Origin of the sequence: Streptomyces sp. NRRL WC-3742 (assembly GCF_000720635.1) — a bacterium.
In the GTDB taxonomy this organism is placed as follows: Bacteria; Actinomycetota; Actinomycetes; order Streptomycetales; family Streptomycetaceae; genus Kitasatospora.
Genome location: NZ_JOCF01000061.1, coordinates 19,991 through 38,200 on the forward strand (window position 1 = coordinate 19,991; position 18,210 = coordinate 38,200).

Below are 18,210 nucleotides of genomic sequence, written 5' to 3' on the forward strand. Positions count from 1 at the left end.
GCCAAGAAGCTGTTTCCAGGGTTGGTGAACTGTGCCCAACCGGGGCTCCGGAACTTCTTTTCGAGCCGAGCGATCCGCTTCCGCGTCGATCGCACTTCTAGCTTCCTTGTCCAAGGAGTGGCATGACCGTCTTCATGTTCCCCGGCCTCGGTGACCATTACCTCGACATGGGCCGGGACCTCTACCGCGACCACCCGGTGTTCCGCGCCGAGCTGGACCGCTGTGCCGACCTGCTGGAGCCCGAGCTCGGGCTCGACCTGCGGACTGTCCTCTTCAGCGAGGAACAGCAGGAGAACGCCCCCGAGCTGGACCTGCGCCGCATGCTCGGCCGCGACACGCAGCCCGAGGAGAGCGAGCAGGAGCGCCGGCTGAACCGTACGGAGGTGGCGCAGCCCGCGCTGTTCGCCGTCGAGTACGCGCTGGCGAAGCTGTGGGCCTCCTGGGGTGTCGAGCCCGAGGCGATGATCGGGTACAGCCTCGGCGAGTACGTGGCCGCCTGTCTGGCCGGGGTGCTGTCCCTGGAGGACTCGCTGACGCTGGTCGCCCGCCGCGCGAAGCTGATCGAGGCCGCGCCGACGGGCCGGATGCTCGCCGTGATGCTGTCGGAGGAGAAGCTGAGCGGCCTGCTCGGCGAGAGCCTGTCGCTGTCGGCCGTCAACGGCCCGGAGTTCTGCGTCGTCGCAGGGCCCGCCGAGGACATCCAGGAGCTGCAGGAGCGCCTGCGCGCCGAGGGCGTCGTCGTACGCCCCGTCCGCTCGACCCACGCCTTCCACTCGGCGATGATGCGCCCGCTGGTCGAGCAGGTCACCGCGCTCGCCGCCGGGCTGACGCTCAACGCGCCGAAGATCCCGTACGTCTCCAACGTGACCGGCACCTGGATCACCGACGCCCAGGCCACCGACCCCGGCTACTTCGCCCAGCACCTGGTCAGCCCGGTCCGTTTCTCGGACGGGCTGCGCGAGCTCGGCACGGAGAGGACCCTGCTGGAGGCCGGCCCGGGCCAGACGCTGAGCAGCCTGGCCACCGGCGCCCGGGGCACCGGCGCCGGGGTGGTCGCGTCCATGCGGCACCCGCTGGAGCGCCGGGACGACACCGAGGTGCTGCGCGAGGCGCTGGCGAAGCTGAACGGTGAGAAGAGCGACAGCAGCGACGCCGAGCTCAGCGACACCGAGCGCGCGCTGGCCGAGCTGTGGGTGAAGCTGCTGCCCGTCGACGAGATCCCCGTCGACGTGAGCTTCTTCGAGATCGGCGGCAACTCGCTGCTCGCCACCCGCCTGATGCTGCGCGTCTCCCGCGCGTTCGGGGTGGATCTGACGCTGCGGCAGGTGTACGAGACCCCGACCGTCGCCAAGATGGCCGCCGTCATCGACGCGCTGCGCAGCGGCCAGGAGGTGGTCAAGGAGGCGGCGACGTCCGAGACGGGCAGCGCCGAGCGCCCGCGCTTCCAGCTGCCGAACGGACTCTGGGTCACCCACCAGAACGAGGCGGAGACGAAGCACTTCTACGAGGACATCTTCGACCACCGCACCTACGCCAAGCACGGCATCACCATCGAGGACGGCGCGACGGTCGTCGACGTCGGTGGCAACATCGGCCTGTTCACGCTGTTCGCGCACTACGAGGCCAAGGACGTGAAGGTCTTCACCTTCGAGCCGGCCCCGCCGATGTTCGAGCTGCTCAGCCGCAACGTCGCCGACCACGGGGTGAACGCCACCCTGATCCACGCGGGCGCCTCCGACGCCGAGGGGACGGCGGAGTTCACGTTCTACCCGCGCTCCTCGGGGATGTCCTCCTTCCACCCGGACGAGGCGGAGGAGAAGCACAACCTGCGCACGATCATCGCCAACCAGCGCGAGGCGGGCGACGAGTCGGACGCCGAGGAGTTCGAGGAGCTGGCCGCGCACGCCGAGGAGTTGATGGACGTCCGCTTCGAGGCGATCCCGTTCACGGCGACGCTGCGCCCGCTGAGCGCGGTGATCCGGGAGCAGGGGATCGAGCGGATCGACCTGATCAAGATCGACGTGCAGAAGAGCGAACAGCAGGTCATCGACGGCATCGCCGACGAGGACTGGCCGAAGATCCGGCAGATGGTGCTGGAGGCGCACGACGGCGACGGCCGGGTGGCGCACCTGACCGAGCTGCTGCGCGGCCACGGCTTCACGGTGCTGGCGGAGCAGGACGAGCTGTACCGCGGCACGGACATCTTCAACATCTACGCCACGCGTAACGAAGCCAAGTAGGGGGAGCGGGCATGGAATTCGCAACGATCGGCGTGGTCGGCGCCGGAGTCATGGGCGTCGGCGTCGCGCAGAACCTCGCGCAGACCGGTCACCGGGTGATCCTGGTGGACGTCTCCGAGGACGTCCTGACCCAGGCGCAGCGCGAACTGCGCACCAGCCTGCGGGCGTTCCGCCTGCTGAACCCGGGCAGTGACGTGGACCCGGCCGAGGTGATGGGCCGGATCGAGTTCACGCTGGACTACGAGCGGCTCGTGGACGCGGACTTCGTGGTGGAGAACACCACCGAGGACTGGGGGATCAAGGAGGAGGTCTACCGCCGCCTGGACGCGATCTGCCGCTCGGAGGTGGTGTTCGCGGTGAACACCTCGGCGATCTCCATCACCCGGGTCGGCTCCGTCACGGGCCGTCCGCAGCAGGTCGTGGGCATGCACTTCATGAACCCGGTGCCGATGAAGCCGATGGTCGAGGTGATCCGCGGCTACCACACCACGCCGGAGACCATCGACGCCGCGCGCCGGTTCCTGGCCGGTATGGGCAAGGAGTGCATCGTCGTCGAGGACGTACCGGGCTTCGTCTCCAACCGCGTGCTGATGCTGACGATCAACGAGGCCGTCTTCCTCGTCCAGGACGGCGTGGCGAACGCCGAGGACATCGACCGGATCTTCCGCACCTGCTTCGACCACAGGATGGGCCCGCTGGCCACGGCGGACCTGATCGGCCTGGACACGATCCTCAAGTCCGTCGAGGTGCTCTACGAGAGCTTCAACGACGACAAGTACCGGCCCGCGCCGCTGCTCAAGAAGATGGTCGCCGCGGGCCTTCTCGGCCGTAAGAGCGGCCAGGGCTTCCACAGCTACCACTGAACAGCACTGACCCCTCCACGAAGACGAAAAGGACAGGACCCGCAACCATGGCCAACGACCCCAAGGCCCGGATCGCCCACTACCTCTCCGGCTTCTTCCCGGTGACGGACCTCAAGGACGACGACGACCTCTTCAAGCTGGGCTTCGTCAGCTCGATGTTCGCGATGCAGCTGGTCACCTTCGTCGAGCACGAGTTCGGCGTGACCGTCGAGAACGAGGACCTGGAGCTGGACAACTTCCGTTCGATCGGCGCCCTGGAGGCGTTCGTCGGCCGCAAGCTGGCCGCCGCACCCGCCGCCTCGTGAACAGCGCGGGATATCTGACGGGGAGCCAGGAAAGAGCCCTGGAGCAGTTCCGGGCCTTCGCCGATGCCGAAGTCGCCCCGTACGCCGACGGGTTCCACCGCGAGCAGTACACCCCGCCCGCGGTGGTCAAGGCGCTGGCCGACACCGGCTGGATGGGCCTGGCGATCCCCGTCGAGTACGGGGGCCTGGGCCGCGACGCCGTCCAACTCGGCCTGCTGGCGGGCGAACTGGGCCGCGCCTGCTCCTCCGTGCGCAGCCTGCTCACCGTCCACACCATGGTGGCCCACGCCATCGGGCGCTGGGGCAGCCGGGAGCAGCGCGAGCGCTGGCTGCCCCGGCTGGCCACCGGCGAGGTGACGGCCGCGCTGGCGGTCTCCGAGCCGGGGGCGGGCAGCGACGCCGCCGCCGTCACCACCGCGCTGACCCGTACGGAGAGCGGCCTGCGACTGGACGGGCACAAGCGCTGGATCACGTACGGCGAGACGGCCGACCTCTTCCTGGTGGTCGGCCGCACCGCCGAGGGCCCCACCGCCGTGCTCGTCGAGCGCGGCACCCCGGGGCTGCGGACGGGCCTGATCACCGGGCTGATCGGCATCCGCGCCTCGATGACCGCCGACGTGTGGTTCGACGGCTGCGAGGTGCCCGAGGAGAACCTGCTGGGCCGCCCGGGCCTGGGCGTCTCGCACGTGGCCGGCGCCGCCTTGGACCTCGGCCGCTACACCGTCGCCTGGGGCTCGGTCGGCATCCTGGACGCCGCGCTCGCCGCGAGCGTGGACTACGCCGGGCAGCGGGAGACCTTCGGGGCGCCGATCCGGGACCACCAGCTGGTGCGCCGCATGATCAGCGCGATGTACGCGGACCGGCAGGCGGCCAGGCTGCTCTGCCTGGAGGCCGGACGGCTGCGCGACGCCCGCGACCCGGGGGCGCTGGCGGCCGCCTCCACGGCCAAGTACTTCGCCGCCACCGCCGCCGTGCGGGCCGCCTCCGACGCGGTGCAGATCCACGGCGCCAACGGCTGCGGCCCGGACTACCCGGTTCAGCGGCTGCTCGGCGACGCCAGGGTCATGGAGGTCATCGAGGGCAGCACCCAGCTCCACCAGGTGGGCCTGGCCGAGTACGCGTTCCAGGAGTCCGCCCGGGCCCGCCGCCCGGTGCGGGCCGCCTGACGAGCGACCAGCGACGAGTGACGAGTGAGGAGAGACCGATGACGGTGAAATGCGTGGTGTGGGACCTCGACGACACCCTGTGGGACGGGGTGCTGCTGGAGGACGGCGAGGTCGGGCTGCGCCCGGCCGTGCTGGACGCGATCCGCACCCTCGACGAGCGCGGCATCCTGCACTCGGTCGCCAGCCGCAACGACCACGACACCGCGATGGCCAAACTGGCCGAACTCGGCGTCGCCGAGTACTTCCTGCACCCGCAGATCGGCTGGGGCCGCAAGTCCGAGGCGGTGGCGGAGATCGCCCGCCGCCTCAACATCGGCATCGACACCCTGGCCTTCGTCGACGACCAGCCCTTCGAGCGGGACGAGGTCGCCTTCGCCCACCCGCAGGTGCTCTGCGTGGACGCCGCCGAGGCCGCGTCGATCACCGAACTGCCCCGGATGAACCCGCGGTTCGTGACCACCGACTCCCGCGCCCGGCGCGAGCTGTACCGGGCCGACGAGCAGCGCAAGCAGGCCGAGGAGGGCCACCAGGGCACCTCGGAGGAGTTCCTCGCCCAGCTCGCCATGCGCTTCACCATCGCGCCGGCCCGGGAGGAGGACCTCCAGCGGGCCGAGGAGCTGACGGTTCGCACCAACCAGCTCAACGCCACCGGATACACCTACTCCTACGAGGAGTTGGACGCCTTCCGCACCTCGGACGACCACGAGCTCCTGGTCGCCGAGCTGGAGGACGTCTACGGCGGCTACGGCACCATCGGCCTCGCCCTGGTGGAGCGCGGCGAAACGGTCTGGACGGTCAAGCTGCTGCTGATGTCCTGCCGGGTGATGGCCCGCGGCGTCGGGTCCGTACTGCTCAACCACCTGATCCGGAAGGCCAGTTCGGCCGGGGTTCGGCTGCGCGCCGAGTTCGTCCCGACCGACCGCAACCGGACGATGTACATCACCTACAAGTTCTCCGGATTCCGCGAGGTCGAGCGGGCGGAGCAGCGCGACGGCGTGTCCGTGCTGGAGAACGACTTCTCGCGGGTCCAGGACGACCCGCCGTACATGACGGTCCAGGTCCTGGACTGACGCCGCCCCGGAACGACGAGACGGGGGACCGGCGCACGCGCTCGGCTTGGGAGACGAGACGGATGGCTCAGAGATGAACGAGAACGCGAACGAGGACCGGCTCCGCCGCGCCATGGCGGCCGTCCTGCAACTTCAGCAGCGCAACCAGGAGTTGGAGCACAGCCGGACCGAGCCGATCGCGATCGTCTCGATGGCCTGCCGGCTCCCCGGCGGCGCCGCCACCCCCGAGCGGTACTGGGAGGTGCTGGCCGCCGGGGAGGACCTGATCGGCCCGCTGCCCGAGCGCTGGGCGCACCTCGACCTGTTCGACCCGGACCCGGAGGCGGCCGGCAAGAGCTACGCCGACCAGGGCGGATTCCTCGACGGCATCGAGGAGTTCGACGCCGAGCTGTTCGGCGTCTCCCCGCGCGAGGCCCTCGCGATGGAACCGCAGCAGCGCCTCGCCCTGGAGACGGCCTGGGAGGCCCTGGAGCGGGCCGGGCAGCGCCCCGGCCCGCTGGGCACCAGCCGCACCGGCGTCTACCTGGGCGCGATGCGCTCGGACTACGCCACCACCCAGGCCACCCTGGAGAGCCTCGACGGATACCAGGGCACCGGCATCTCCAGCAGCGTCATCTCCGGGCGCGTCTCGTACACCCTGGGCCTCCAGGGCCCGGCCGTCACCGTCGACACCGCCTGCTCCTCCTCGCTGGTGGCCATCCACCTGGCCTGCGCCGCGCTGCGCAGCGGCGAGTGCGACCAGGCGCTGGCCGGCGGCGTCACCGTGATGAACACCCCCGTGCTGTTCGTCGAGTCCAGCCGGCTGCGCGCCATGTCCCCGGACGGGCGCAGCAAGAGCTTCTCCGCCGACGCGGACGGCGGCGGCTGGGCCGAGGGCTGCGGCATGGTGCTGCTCAAGACCCTCTCCGCCGCCCGCCGCGACGGCGACCGCGTGCTCGCCGTCATCCGCGGCTCCGCCACCAACCAGGACGGCCGCAGCCAGGGCCTCACCGCCCCCAACGGGCCCGCCCAGCAGCGCGTCATCCGCGAGGCGCTGGCCGCCGCCCGGCTCACCCCCGCCGACATCGACGCCATCGAGGCGCACGGTACCGGCACCCGCCTGGGCGACCCGATCGAGGCTGGTGCGCTGGCCGAGGTGTTCGGCCCCGGCCGGGCCGCCGGGCAGCCGCTGCGCCTGGGCTCGGGCAAGTCCAACATCGGCCACTCCCAGGCCGCGGCCGGTGTGCTCGGCGTGATCAAGATGGTGCTCGCGCTCCAGCACGAGCGACTGCCGCAGACCCTGCACGTCGAGCAGCCCAGCCCGCACATCGCCTGGGACGGCAGCGGCATCGAGCTGCTCGCCGAGGCCGCCGACTGGCCGCGCGGCGAGCGTCCGCGCCGGGCCGGGGTCTCCTCCTTCGGGATCAGCGGCACCAACGCCCACCTGGTGCTGGAGGAGGCGCCCCAGGCGGAGGAGGTGCCCGTCCTCGAGGAGGGCACCGAGCAGCCGCAGGCCGTCCCCTCGGACGGCTACCCGGTGCTGCTCTCCGCCCAGACCCCGCAGGCCCTGCGCGCCCAGGCCGCCCGCTGGGCCGACTGGCTGGACGCCCACCCCGGCACGGGCCTGCTCGACCTGGCCCGCACCGCCGCCCTGCACCGCACCCACCTGGAGCACCGCGCCGCCGTCACCGCCGCCTCCACCGCCGAGGCGGCGCTGGGCCTGCGCGCCCTCGCCGAGGGCGCCGCCCCGCGCGAGCTCGTCCAGGGCCGCTCGGCCCCGCGCGGCCAGGCCGTGTTCGTCTTCCCCGGCCAGGGCAGCCAGTGGCCCGAGATGGGCCGCGCCCTGCTCGCCGAGTCCGCCGTCTTCCGGGCCGCGATCGAGGAGTGCGACGCCGCGCTTCTCCCGCACACCGGCTGGTCGGTGCGCGCGCTGCTGGCGGGAGAGGGCGACGACCTGCCCGACTTCGAGCGCATCGACGTCCTGCAGCCCGCCCTGTTCGCCGTGATGATCGGCCTGGCCGCCGTCTGGCGCTCCCTCGGCGTGGAGCCCGCCGCCGTCGTCGGCAGCAGCCAGGGCGAGGTGCCCGCCGCCGTCGTCGCCGGGGCGCTGTCGCTGCGGGACGGCGCCAAGCTGGTCGCCCTGCGCAGCCGGGCGCTGCTGCGCGAGTGCAGCGGCAAGGGCGGCATGGCGCTGGTCGAGCTGCCCGCCGAGCAGGCGGCCGCGCTGATCGCGCCGTACGAGGGCGCGCTGTCCGTCGCCGTCATCAACACCGAAACCTCCACCGTGGTCTCCGGCGACGCCGAGGCGATCGAGGACCTGCTCGCCGCGATGGCCGACGGCGAGGTGTACTGCCGCCGCATCCCCTCCGACGCGGCCGGCCACAGCCGCCACATGGACCCGATCCTGCCGGGCCTGGCCGCTTCGCTCGCCGACCTGGCCCCGCGCGCCGCCGAGGTGCCGTTCCACTCGACCGTCACCGGCACGGTGCTGCCCGGGGAGAGCCTGGACGCCGCGTACTGGTGCCGCAACCTGCGCGAGACCGTCCGCCTGGACCTCGCCCTGCGCTCGCTGACGGCCGCCGGCTTCGGCGTGTTCGTCGAGGTCAGCCCGCACCCGGTGCTCGGCATCCCGCTGACCGGCGCCACCGCCGCCAACAACGGCGTGGTCGTCGGCACCCTCCAGCGCGGGCGCGGCGGCACGGCCCAGCTGCTCCAGCAGCTCGCCGCCCTGCACGGCCACGGCCACCCGGTGGACTGGGCCCGGGTGCTCGGCCACCGCCCGGCCGGCCAGGCCCTCGAGCTGCCCACCTACGCCTTCCAGCGCCGCCGCTACTGGGTGGACGCCCAGGCCCCGGCCGGCGTCCTGAACAGCTCGGCCCCCGCCGTGGAGCAGGTGCCGGTGGACGGGCTGCGCGCCCGGCTGGCCGCGCTGCCCGCCGAGGAGCGGGCCCACCTGCTGGAGGAGACGGTGCGCCGCGAGGTGGCCGCCCTCCTCGGCACCGACGAGCCCGTGGACGCCGACCGCCGCTTCCGCGACCTCGGCATGGACTCGCTGATGGCGCTGCGGATGCGCAACCGCCTGACCGAGCTCACCGGCGCCACCCTGCCCGCCAACCTGACCCTGCACCACCCCACCGCCCGGGCCGTCACCGGCTACCTGCTGGAGCACGCCCTCGGCGAGCTGCCCGCCGCCCCGGCCGGCGCCCGGCTGGAGCGAAGCGCCCGGCGCGAGGTCCACCCGGCCACCGAGGGCCAGCGCCGCCTCTGGTTCCTGGAGCAGCTGCGCCCCGGCACCGCCCAGTACCACGTAGCGCTGAAGCTCTCGGTCGAAGGCGGGCTGGACCGGACGGCCTTCGGCCGGGCCCTCGCCCACCTGGCCGCGCGGCACGAGGCGCTGCGCACCGGCCTGGCCCTGCGCGGGGGCGAACTCGTGCAGGTGGTGGGGGAGTCGGCCACGATCCCGCTGGAGTGGGCCGAGACCGAGGACCTGGACGCCGCCGCCCGGGCCGAGGAACTGACCCCCTTCGACCTCGGCGGCCCCTCGCTCGCCCGCTGCACGGTGCTCACCGCGCCCGGCGGCGAGCAGCTGATCTGCCTCACCCTGCACCACGCCGTCGTCGACGGCTGGTCGCTGACCCTGCTGCTGCACGAACTCCACGCCTCCTACCGGGCGTTCGCCACCGGCGCTGAGCCCGAGGCGGCTCCCGTCGAGCACCACCTGGGCGACCTCGCCGCCTGGGAGCGCGCCGCCGCCCTGGAGGGCCGCTTCGAGGAGGGGCTGCGCCACTTCACCGCCGAACTGGCCGGTGCGCCCCGGCTGGAGTTCCCGCCCGGCCCCCCGCAGGCGGAGGGGAACGGTGGGGACACGCAGAACGGTGGGGACACCCACTACTTCACCCTCCCGGCCGCCCTGCGCGCCGAGGTCGAGGCGCTGGCCGCCCGCACCTCCGTCACCCCGTACACCGTGCTGGTCAGCGCCTTCGCCGCGCTGCTCGCCCGCACCTGCGACCAGGCCGACTTCACCCTCGGAACCGTCTGGGCCAACCGCCAACTGCCGGGCTCCGAAGGTGTGGTGGGCTTCCTGGTCAACACCCTGCCGCTGCGCTGCGACCTGACCGGCGAGCCCACCGTGAGCGGCCTGCTGGCCGCCATGGGCGAGAAGGTCAACGCCGTCGCCGAGCACCAGGGCGTGCCGCTGAGCCGGCTCGTCCAGGCCGCCGGAGTCGAGCGCAACGGCGAGGAGAACCCGCTGTTCCGCGCGGTGTTCAACTACGGCAGCGCCGAACTGCCCACCGTGGGCGAGGGAGCGGACGCCTGGCGGCTGCCGGTCACCGGCAGCCCGGCGGGCAATGTGCGCGGGGCCTCCAAGTTCGAGCTGGGCCTGACCCTCGCGCCCAGCGGGGACGCCCTGCGCGCCGAACTGGAGTACCTGCCGCAGGTGCTGGACGCGGAGGGCGCCGAGCGCCTCGCGGCCGGCTTCGAGCGGCTGCTCACCGAGTTCGTCCGCCGCCCCGAGGCGGCGCTCACGGACCTGGACGTGCTGGGGGCGGCCGAGCTGGCCTGGCTGGAGGAGCGGGCCGGCAGCGTCGAGCCCAGCGACGTCGACCGGCCGACCGCGTACGAGCTGATCCTGGCGCAGGCTTCCCGCACCCCGGAGGCCGTCGCGGTCACCGACGGCGACGTGGAGCTGAGCTACGCCGAACTGCTCGGCAGGGCAGGAGGGTTGGCCTCGAAGCTGCGCGCCGCGGGCATCGGCCCGGGCACCCCGGTCGGGGTGCACCTGCCGCGCGGCACCGACCTGGTCGTCGCCGTCCTGGCCGTCTGGACGGCCGGCGGGGCGTACCTGTCGCTCGACCCCAACTACCCCGCCGCGCACCTGGACCACATGGTGCAGGACAGCGGCCTGACCGTCGTGATCTCCGGCACCGCCGTGGAGCGCTGGGGCCACCTGGCCGTCATCGCGCCCGAAACCACCGAGGAGACGGGCGAGTTCGACGCCCCGGCGCCCGAGGACCTCGCCTACCTGATCTACACCTCAGGCTCCACCGGCCGCCCCAAGGGCGTACGGATCGAGCACTCCCAGTTCGCCAACTTCTGCCGCGCCATGGACGCCCGGATCGGCGGCGGCCCCGGCGACACGTGGCTGGCCGTCACCAGCCTCTCCTTCGACATCTCCACCCTCGAACTGCTGTGGACCCTCACCCGGGGCTACCGCGTCGTGGTCGCCGCCGGCAGCACCGCCGACTGGGCCGCCCACCGCCGCCTCGGCCCCACCCACCTGCAGTGCACCCCCTCCTACGCCCGGATGCTGCTCGCCGACGCCGAGGGCCGCGCCCTCATCGGCGGGCTGCGCCGGATGCTCGTCGGCGGCGAGGCCCTCGACCGGGGCCTGGCCCGCAAACTGGCCGCGCTCTGCCCGGGCGAGGTCCTCAACATGTACGGCCCGACCGAGACCACCGTCTGGTCCGCGACCTGGACGCTGGAGGCCGGCGCCCTGGAACGCGGCGAGGTCTCGCTGGGCACGCCCGTCCTCAACACCCTCTTCCACGTGCTCGACCGGCACGGCCGCCGGGTGCCGCGCGGCACCCGGGGCGAGCTGTGGATCGGGGGCCTCGGCGTCGCCCGCGGCTACCACGAGCGGCCCGAGCTGACCGCCGAGCGCTTCACCGAGGACCCGTACGCCGGCCACGAGGGCGCTCGGATGTACCGCACCGGCGACCTGGTGCGTCACCGCGCCGACGGCAGCCTGGAGTTCTGCGGCCGCATCGACGCCCAGGTCAAGCTGCGCGGCCACCGGATCGAGCTCGGCGAGGTCGACACCGTCGCCGGTGAGCACCCGGCCGTGGTCGAGTGCAGCGCCGTGGTGCGCGAGGACACCGAGAACGACCCGAGGCTCACCCTCTACTGGGTGCCCGCCCCGCAGGCCGACGAGGCGGCGCTCGCCGCGCACCTGGCCGAGCGGCTGCCCGCCCACGCGGTGCCCGGCCGGCTCGTCCGGATGCCCGAGCTGCCGCACACCCCCAACGGCAAGGTGGACCGGGGCGCCCTGCTGCGCCTGCCGGCTCCCACGGCCGCCGCCCCCGCCCCCGCGCGGGAGGAGACCGGTCAGGACGTCCAGGCGCTGGTCGCCGCGGCCTGGGCCCGGGCGCTGAACGTCGTCGAGGTCGACCCCGACCGGGGCTTCTTCGAGCTCGGCGGCACCTCCATGACCGCCCTCCAGGCCCACCGCGAGCTGTGCGCGGAGCTCGGCCGGGAGTTCCCGCTGTCCACCGTCTTCCACCACCCGACGGTGCGCCGCCTCGCCGCCCACCTGAGCGGCGAGACCACCGCCACGGCCCCCACGGCCCGTGCCACCGTCCGCCCGGAGGAGGACGCGATCGCCGTGGTCGGCCTGTCCTGCCGACTGCCCGGCGCCCCCGACCTGGCCGCCTTCTGGGCCAACCTGCGCGGCGGCGTCGAGTCGATCAGCCACTTCACCGAGCAGGAGCTGCGCGAGGCCGGCGTCCCCGAGGCGTTGCTCGCCCGCCCCGACTACGTCCGCGCCAAGGGCCACGTCGAGGACGCCGACCTGTTCGACGCCGGGTTCTTCGACTGCTCCCCGGCCGAGGCCGAGGCGATGGACCCCCAGCACCGGCTGTTCCTGGAGTGCGCCTGGGAGGCGCTGGAGCACGCGGGCCTGGTGCCGCGCGGCTTCGACGGCCGCATCGCCGTCTTCGGCGGCTCCGGCTACGGCGGGTACCAGGGCGCAGACCCGGAGGACATGTCCGCCTTCTACCGGGCGATGATCGGCGGCAAGAACGACTACCTGGCCACCCGCGTCGCCCACAAGCTGGACCTGCGCGGCCCGGCCCTGACCGTGCAGACCGCCTGCTCCACGGGCCTGGTCGCCGCCCACCTGGCACGCGAGAGCCTGCTGCGCGGCGAGTCCGACGCCGCCCTGGTCGGCGCCGCCTCGCTGACCTTCCCGCTGAAGTCCGGCTACCTCTACCAGCCGGGCCTGGTCGCCTCCCCGGACGGCGCCTGCCGCGCCTTCGACGCCGAGGGCGGCGGCACCGTCCCCGGCAACGGCGTCGGCGTGCTGGTGCTGCGCCGCCTCTCCGACGCCGTCGCCGACGGCGACACCGTGTACGCGGTGATCCGCGGCAGCGCCGTCAACAACGACGGCGCCGACAAGGTCGGCTTCACCGCCCCCAGCGTCGCCGGCCAGGCTTCCGTCATCGCCGAGGCCCAGGCGGCCGCCGGAGTCACCCCGGACACCATCGGCTACGTCGAGGCGCACGGCACCGCCACCGCCCTCGGCGACCCGATCGAGGTGCAGGCGCTCCAGCAGGTCTTCGGCGCGGCCGGGCGCACCGCGCCCTGCGCACTCGGCTCGGTCAAGAGCAACATCGGCCACGCCGACGCCACCGCGGGCATCGCGGGCCTCATCAAGGCCGTGCTGATGCTCCACCACGGCGAGTTCGTGCCGAGCCTGCACTACACCCGGCCCAACCCCGAACTCGGCCTGGACACGGGCCTGTTCGAGGTCGCCACCGAGCTGCGGCCGTGGACGGGCGAGGGCCCGCGCCGCGCCGGGGTCTCCTCCTTCGGCATCGGCGGCACCAACGCCCACCTGGTGCTGGAGCAGGGCCCCGCCGGGCCCGCCGCCCCCGCCGAGGGCGTACGCCCCGTCGTCCTCTCGGCACGGGACGAGACCGCGCTGCGCGCCCAGGCCCGCCGCTGGGCCGCCCACCTGGCCGAGCGCCCGCAGCTCACCCCCGCCGCCGTGGCCGGCCCCGCCGCCACCCGCCGTACCCACTTCGCCGCCCGGGCCGCCGTCCTGGCCGGTACGAACGCCGAACTCGTCGACGGGCTCACGGCGCTGGCCGAAGGCCGTCCGCACCGGCTGCTCAGCCAGGGCGAGGCGCGCCGGCTCGGCAAGGCCGTGTTCGTCTTCCCCGGCCAGGGCAGCCAGTGGCCCGCCATGGGCCGCGACCTGCTCGACGAGAGCCCGGCCTTCCGGGCCGCCGTCGCCGACTGCGACCGGGCGTTCGCGCCGTACCTGGACTGGACGGTCTCCGAGCTGCTCGCGGGCTCCGGCTCCACGGCCGACCTGCCGCTGGACCGGCTCGACGTGGTGCAGCCCGCGATGTTCGCGATGTACCTGGGCCTGGCCGCCGCCTGGCGCGAGCGCGGGCTGGAGCCGGCCGCCGTGGTCGGCCACAGCCAGGGCGAGGTCGCCGCGGCCGTGGTCGCCGGGGCGCTCACCGTCGAGGAGGGCGCCAGGATCGTCGCGCTGCGCAGCCGGGCCCTGCTGGGCTGCGCCGGGCGCGGGGAGATGGCCGTCGTCGAACTGCCCGTGGACGAGGTGCTCGTCCACCTCGCCCGCCACGGGGGCCGGATCTCGCTGGCCGCCGTCAACACCGCCGGTTCGACGGCCGTCTCGGGCGACGTCGACGCGATCAACGACCTGCTCTTCGACCTCGACGACCAGGACGTGATCTGCGGCAAGCTCAACGCCGCCGTCGCCTCGCACAGCGCCCAGATGGACGCCATCCTGCCGGGCCTCGCCGCCGAACTGGCCGACCTGGACCCGAGGCCCGCCGCCGTGCCGTTCTACTCCACCGTCACCGGCGCACTGCTGGACGGCCGGGAGCTGAACGCCGCGTACTGGTGCCGCAACCTGCGCGAGCCCGTCCGGCTGGACCTCGCCCAGCGCGAACTGCTGCGCACCGGGCACCAGGTGTTCGTCGAGGTCAGCCCGCACCCGGTGCTGGCCGGTCCGCTCACCGACAACGGGCTCGCCGAGGGCGCCGTCGTCGTCGACACCCTGCGCCGCCGCCACGGGGGCCTCGACCAGCTGCACCGCACCCTTGGCGCGCTGCACGTCCAGGGCCACCCGGTGGACTGGGCGGCCGCGTTCGGCGGCACCGGGCCGCAGGTCGAACTGCCCGGGTACGCCTTCCAGCGCTCCCGGCACTGGGCCGAGCCCAAGGCTTCCCAGCCCGCACCGAGCGCGGTGGACGGCGAGTTCTGGCAGGCCGTCACCGGCGGCGAGGCCGGAAGGATCGCCGAACTCCTCGACGCACCCGAGCAGTTGAAGGAGGGCCTGGAGGAGCTGCTGCCCCTGCTCGCCGCCTGGCACGAGGGCCGGCAGGCCGACGCGAACACGGCCGACTGGCTGTACACCGAGCGCCGCGAGCCGGTCGGGACGCCCACCCCGGCGGCCCTGACGGGCCACTGGGCACTGGTCGGGCCGGACGAGGGCCTCACCGAAGCGCTCACCGAGGCGCTCACCGTCGCCGGGGCCACCGTCCACCGGCTGCCGGCCTCCGAGGACCGCACCGCGCTCGCGGCCGCCCTCGGCGCCCTGCCGCCGCTCACGGGCCTGCTCGCCACCCCCGGCGAGGGCGCCGACGAGCGCGGTTTCCACCGGCTGCTCGCCCTCGTCCAGGCGGTCGGCGACACCGGCCGCCCGGTCCCCGTCCGGGCCGTCACCCGGGGCGCCACCGCCCTCGACGGGGAGAACGGCGGGAACGGCGAGAACGGCGAGGACGTCCCGAACCACCCGCAGGCGCTGGTCACGGGCCTCGGCCGGGTCCTCACCCTGGAGGCCCCCGACCGCTGGGGCGGCACGATCGACCTGCCCGCCGAGCCGTACGAGGGCTGGCAGAAGGCCCTCGTCGAGGCGCTGGCGGCCGGGGACGGCGAGGACGAGGTGACACTGCGGCCCCAGGGCCGGTACGTGCGCCGACTCCACCGCGCCCGCCTCACCGCGGGCGCCGCCTGGCGGACCACCGGCACCGCGCTGATCACCGGCGGCACCGGCGCGCTCGGCCGCCACCTCGCCCGCTGGCTGGCCGCCCGCGGCACCCGCCGCGTCGTCCTCGCCACCCGCACCGCCCGCCCCGCCCCCGAGCTGGACGCCCTGCGCGAGGACCTCGCCGCCCTGGGCGCGAGCCTCGACCTCGCGGTCTGCGACCTCGCCGACCGCGCGGCCGCAGGGCGGCTGCTCGCCGCGCTCGACACCCACGCCGAGCCGCTGCGCGTCGTCGCCCACCTCGCCGGCGTCTCCCGGATGACCGCCGTCGACGACCTCACCCCCGAGGCCGCCGACGAGGAACTCGCCGCAAAGGCCCACGGCGCCCGCCACCTGCACGACCTGCTCGCCGACCGCCCCCTGGACGCCTTCCTGCTGTACGGCAGCGGGGCGAGCCTGTGGGGCGGAGCGGGCCAGGCCGCGTACGGCGCCGCCAACACCGCCCTGGACGCCCTCGCCCGCCACCGGCACGCCCGGGGTCTGGCCGCCACGGTGGTGCACTGGGGCGGCTGGGCCGGCGGCGGCATGATGAGCGCCGAGGCCGAGCGGACGTACCGTTCGCGCGGCCACCGGCCCATCGCCGCGGACCGCGCCCTGCACGCCCTCGGCCAGGTGCTGGCCGCGGGCCTGCCCTCGGCGGGCGTCGCGGACATCGACTGGGCGGTCTTCGCCCCGCTCTACGCCGCCGCCCGCCCCCGCCCGCTGGTCGACACCGTCCCGCAGGCCCGCGCGGCCCTCGCACCCGCCGAGCCCGCCGCCGACGACACCGCCGGACGCGACCTGCGCCGACGGCTCGCGGACGGCGACCGGGACCAGGCACTGGCCCTGCTCACCGAACTGGTCACCGCCGAGACGGCCCCCGTCCTCGGCCTCGCACCGCAGGCCGTCCCGGCCGAGCAGCCGCTCCAGCAGCTCGGCCTGGACTCCCTGATGGCCGTCACCCTGCGCGGCCAGCTCGCCCGCCGCACCGGCGTCGCGTTCACCACCGACACCATCGTGCGGGCCGGCGACTGCGCGGGCCTGGCCCGGTTCCTGCTGGAGAAGCTGCTGCCCTCCGACGGCGAAGCGGCCGCGCGGACACCGCTGACACCGCGGACAGCGCAGACACCGGAGAACGGCTGGCTGCGGGTGCTCAAGCCCGCCGCGAACCCGCGCGCCCGGGTCTTCGCCATGGCGGGCATGGGCGGCACCACCGCCGGACACATCCCGCTGGCCCGGCACCTGCCCGACGACGTCGAACTCGTCGCCGTCCAGCTGCCCGGCCGCGACGGCCGCGCCGACGAGCAGCCCGTCACCGACATGATGGTGCTCGCCGACCACGTCGCCGCCGCCGTCAGCGCCCGCCTGGACGCCCCCGCCGTGCTCTACGGGCACAGCCAGGGCTCCTGGCTCGCCTGGGAGCTGGCCCACCGGCTCGCCGGGCAGCCCGCCACCCCGCCGCTCGCCCTCGTCGCCGCCTGCGGCATCCCGCCGCAGGCCGAACCCACCGAGGGCCTGCGCCGGCTCACCGACTCGGCCGCCGTCCTGGACACGCTGCCGACCGGCGAGGCGGCCGCCCTGTTCGCCGGGCTGCTGCCCGAACAGGTCCTGGGCAGCGAGGAGTTGCTCGCCGAGTACCTCGTGAGGCTGCGTACCGACGTCACCCTGGCGGAGAACCACCGGGCCGCGCTGCGCCACCTCGACCGCGCCCCGCTGCGCATCCCGGTCCGCGCCGTGGCCGGCACCGACGACCCGGTGCTTCCCGAGCAGGCCCTGGACGCCTGGCGGGCGCTCACCGAAGGCCCGTACACCCGCAGCGGCGTGCTCGGCACCCACGCCGCCCCGATCGAGAACCCCGCGGCCCTGGCCGCCGAACTCACCGAGACGATCGCGGCCCTGACCGCGCCGGCTCTGTCCCACACGCAGGCCCGGCCCGCCGCCGTCGCCCACTGACCCGTAGGAGAGACCGATGCCCGAGATCCTGCGCCCGGACGGGGCGCGCATCCACTACCAGGTGCACGGCGAGGGATTCCCCGTGCTGCTGCTCGCCCCCGGCGGGGTCAGCAGCGAGGCTTCCTCCTGGGACACCCACCCGTACCACCCGGTCCGCGAACTCGCCCCGCACTTCCGGGTGATCGTGATGGACCAGCGCCACGCGGGCGCCAGCCACGCCCCCGCGCTGCCCTTCGACTACGCCCAGACCTCGGCCGACCAGCTCGCCGTCCTGGACGAGCTGGGCATCGAGCAGGCCCACCTGGTCGCCGCCGGCAGCGGCTGCGTCCACGCCTGGCGCCTGGCCCACGACGCACCGGAGCGGGTGCGCTCGGTGGTCGCCGAGCGTCCCGTCGGCCGCGACGGGTCCAACACCCTGGGCACCTACTTCCACCCGTTCGACGAGGCCATGCGCCACCCCCGCGCCGAGGGCGTCGCCGGCGTCCTCGCCGCGGCCGAGGAGAACGGCCGCTTCGCCGACAACCCGGCCGCCGGGCCGTTCGCCCAACGCCTGCACGACGACGAGGAGTTCCGCGCCGAGATCGGCGCCGTCCGCCGCGAGAACTACATCACCCTGCTCGTCCGCTTCCGCGACGGCCTCTGGCCGGACGGCTCCGCGTACTTCTCCGTCCCCGAGCCGTGGATGGCCGAGTTCCCCGCCCCGCTGCTGGTCCTGCCCGGCGACGACGCCGAGCACCCCGAGGGCCTCGCCAAGCGGATCGTCCACGAGGCCCCGCAGGCCGTCCTGCCGGAGGCTGCCGAGCCCCGGACCGACTCGATCCTGGCCTTCCTGCGCCAGCACACCCCCCGATAGAGC

7 protein-coding genes are annotated in these 18,210 nt (G+C 74.4%); all 7 read left to right on the top strand.

The annotated features are described in order from the left end of the window. Positions 1–122: 122 nt before the first annotated feature. Entirely contained in the window at positions 123–2,240 is a 2,118-nt protein-coding gene (locus IH61_RS43295) for an FkbM family methyltransferase (RefSeq protein WP_051838291.1), read from the top strand. 11 nt (positions 2,241–2,251) lie between these two features. After that, positions 2,252–3,103: a 3-hydroxyacyl-CoA dehydrogenase family protein gene (locus IH61_RS0129140; protein WP_031075207.1), complete on the top strand. Its 852-nt coding sequence runs from the start codon at positions 2,252–2,254 to the stop codon at positions 3,101–3,103. Between the two features lie 47 nt (positions 3,104–3,150). After that, positions 3,151–3,408 carry an acyl carrier protein gene (locus IH61_RS0129145; protein WP_031075209.1) on the top strand — a complete coding sequence of 86 codons (258 nt, stop codon included), beginning with the start codon at positions 3,151–3,153 and terminating at the stop codon, positions 3,406–3,408. After that, on the top strand, positions 3,405–4,574 hold the full coding sequence (locus tag IH61_RS0129150; RefSeq protein WP_234327381.1) for an acyl-CoA dehydrogenase family protein: 1,170 nt from the start codon (positions 3,405–3,407) through the stop codon (positions 4,572–4,574). Before IH61_RS0129145 ends, IH61_RS0129150 begins: the two co-directional genes overlap by 4 nt. Before the next feature lie 38 nt (positions 4,575–4,612). Continuing rightward, a complete protein-coding gene (locus IH61_RS0129155; RefSeq protein WP_037973511.1) occupies positions 4,613–5,644 on the top strand; it encodes an HAD-IIIC family phosphatase in 1,032 nt (343 codons plus the stop codon). Positions 5,645–5,717: 73 nt separating this feature from the next. Then, complete coding sequence (locus tag IH61_RS0129160; protein ID WP_031075213.1) at positions 5,718–17,354, top strand: hybrid non-ribosomal peptide synthetase/type I polyketide synthase; 11,637 nt, start codon at positions 5,718–5,720, stop codon at positions 17,352–17,354. A gap of 16 nt (positions 17,355–17,370) precedes the next feature. After that, positions 17,371–18,207 (top strand): alpha/beta hydrolase, encoded by an 837-nt coding sequence (locus IH61_RS0129165; RefSeq protein ID WP_031075214.1) that lies wholly within the window; start codon positions 17,371–17,373, stop codon positions 18,205–18,207. The last annotated feature ends 3 nt before the right edge of the window (positions 18,208–18,210 follow it).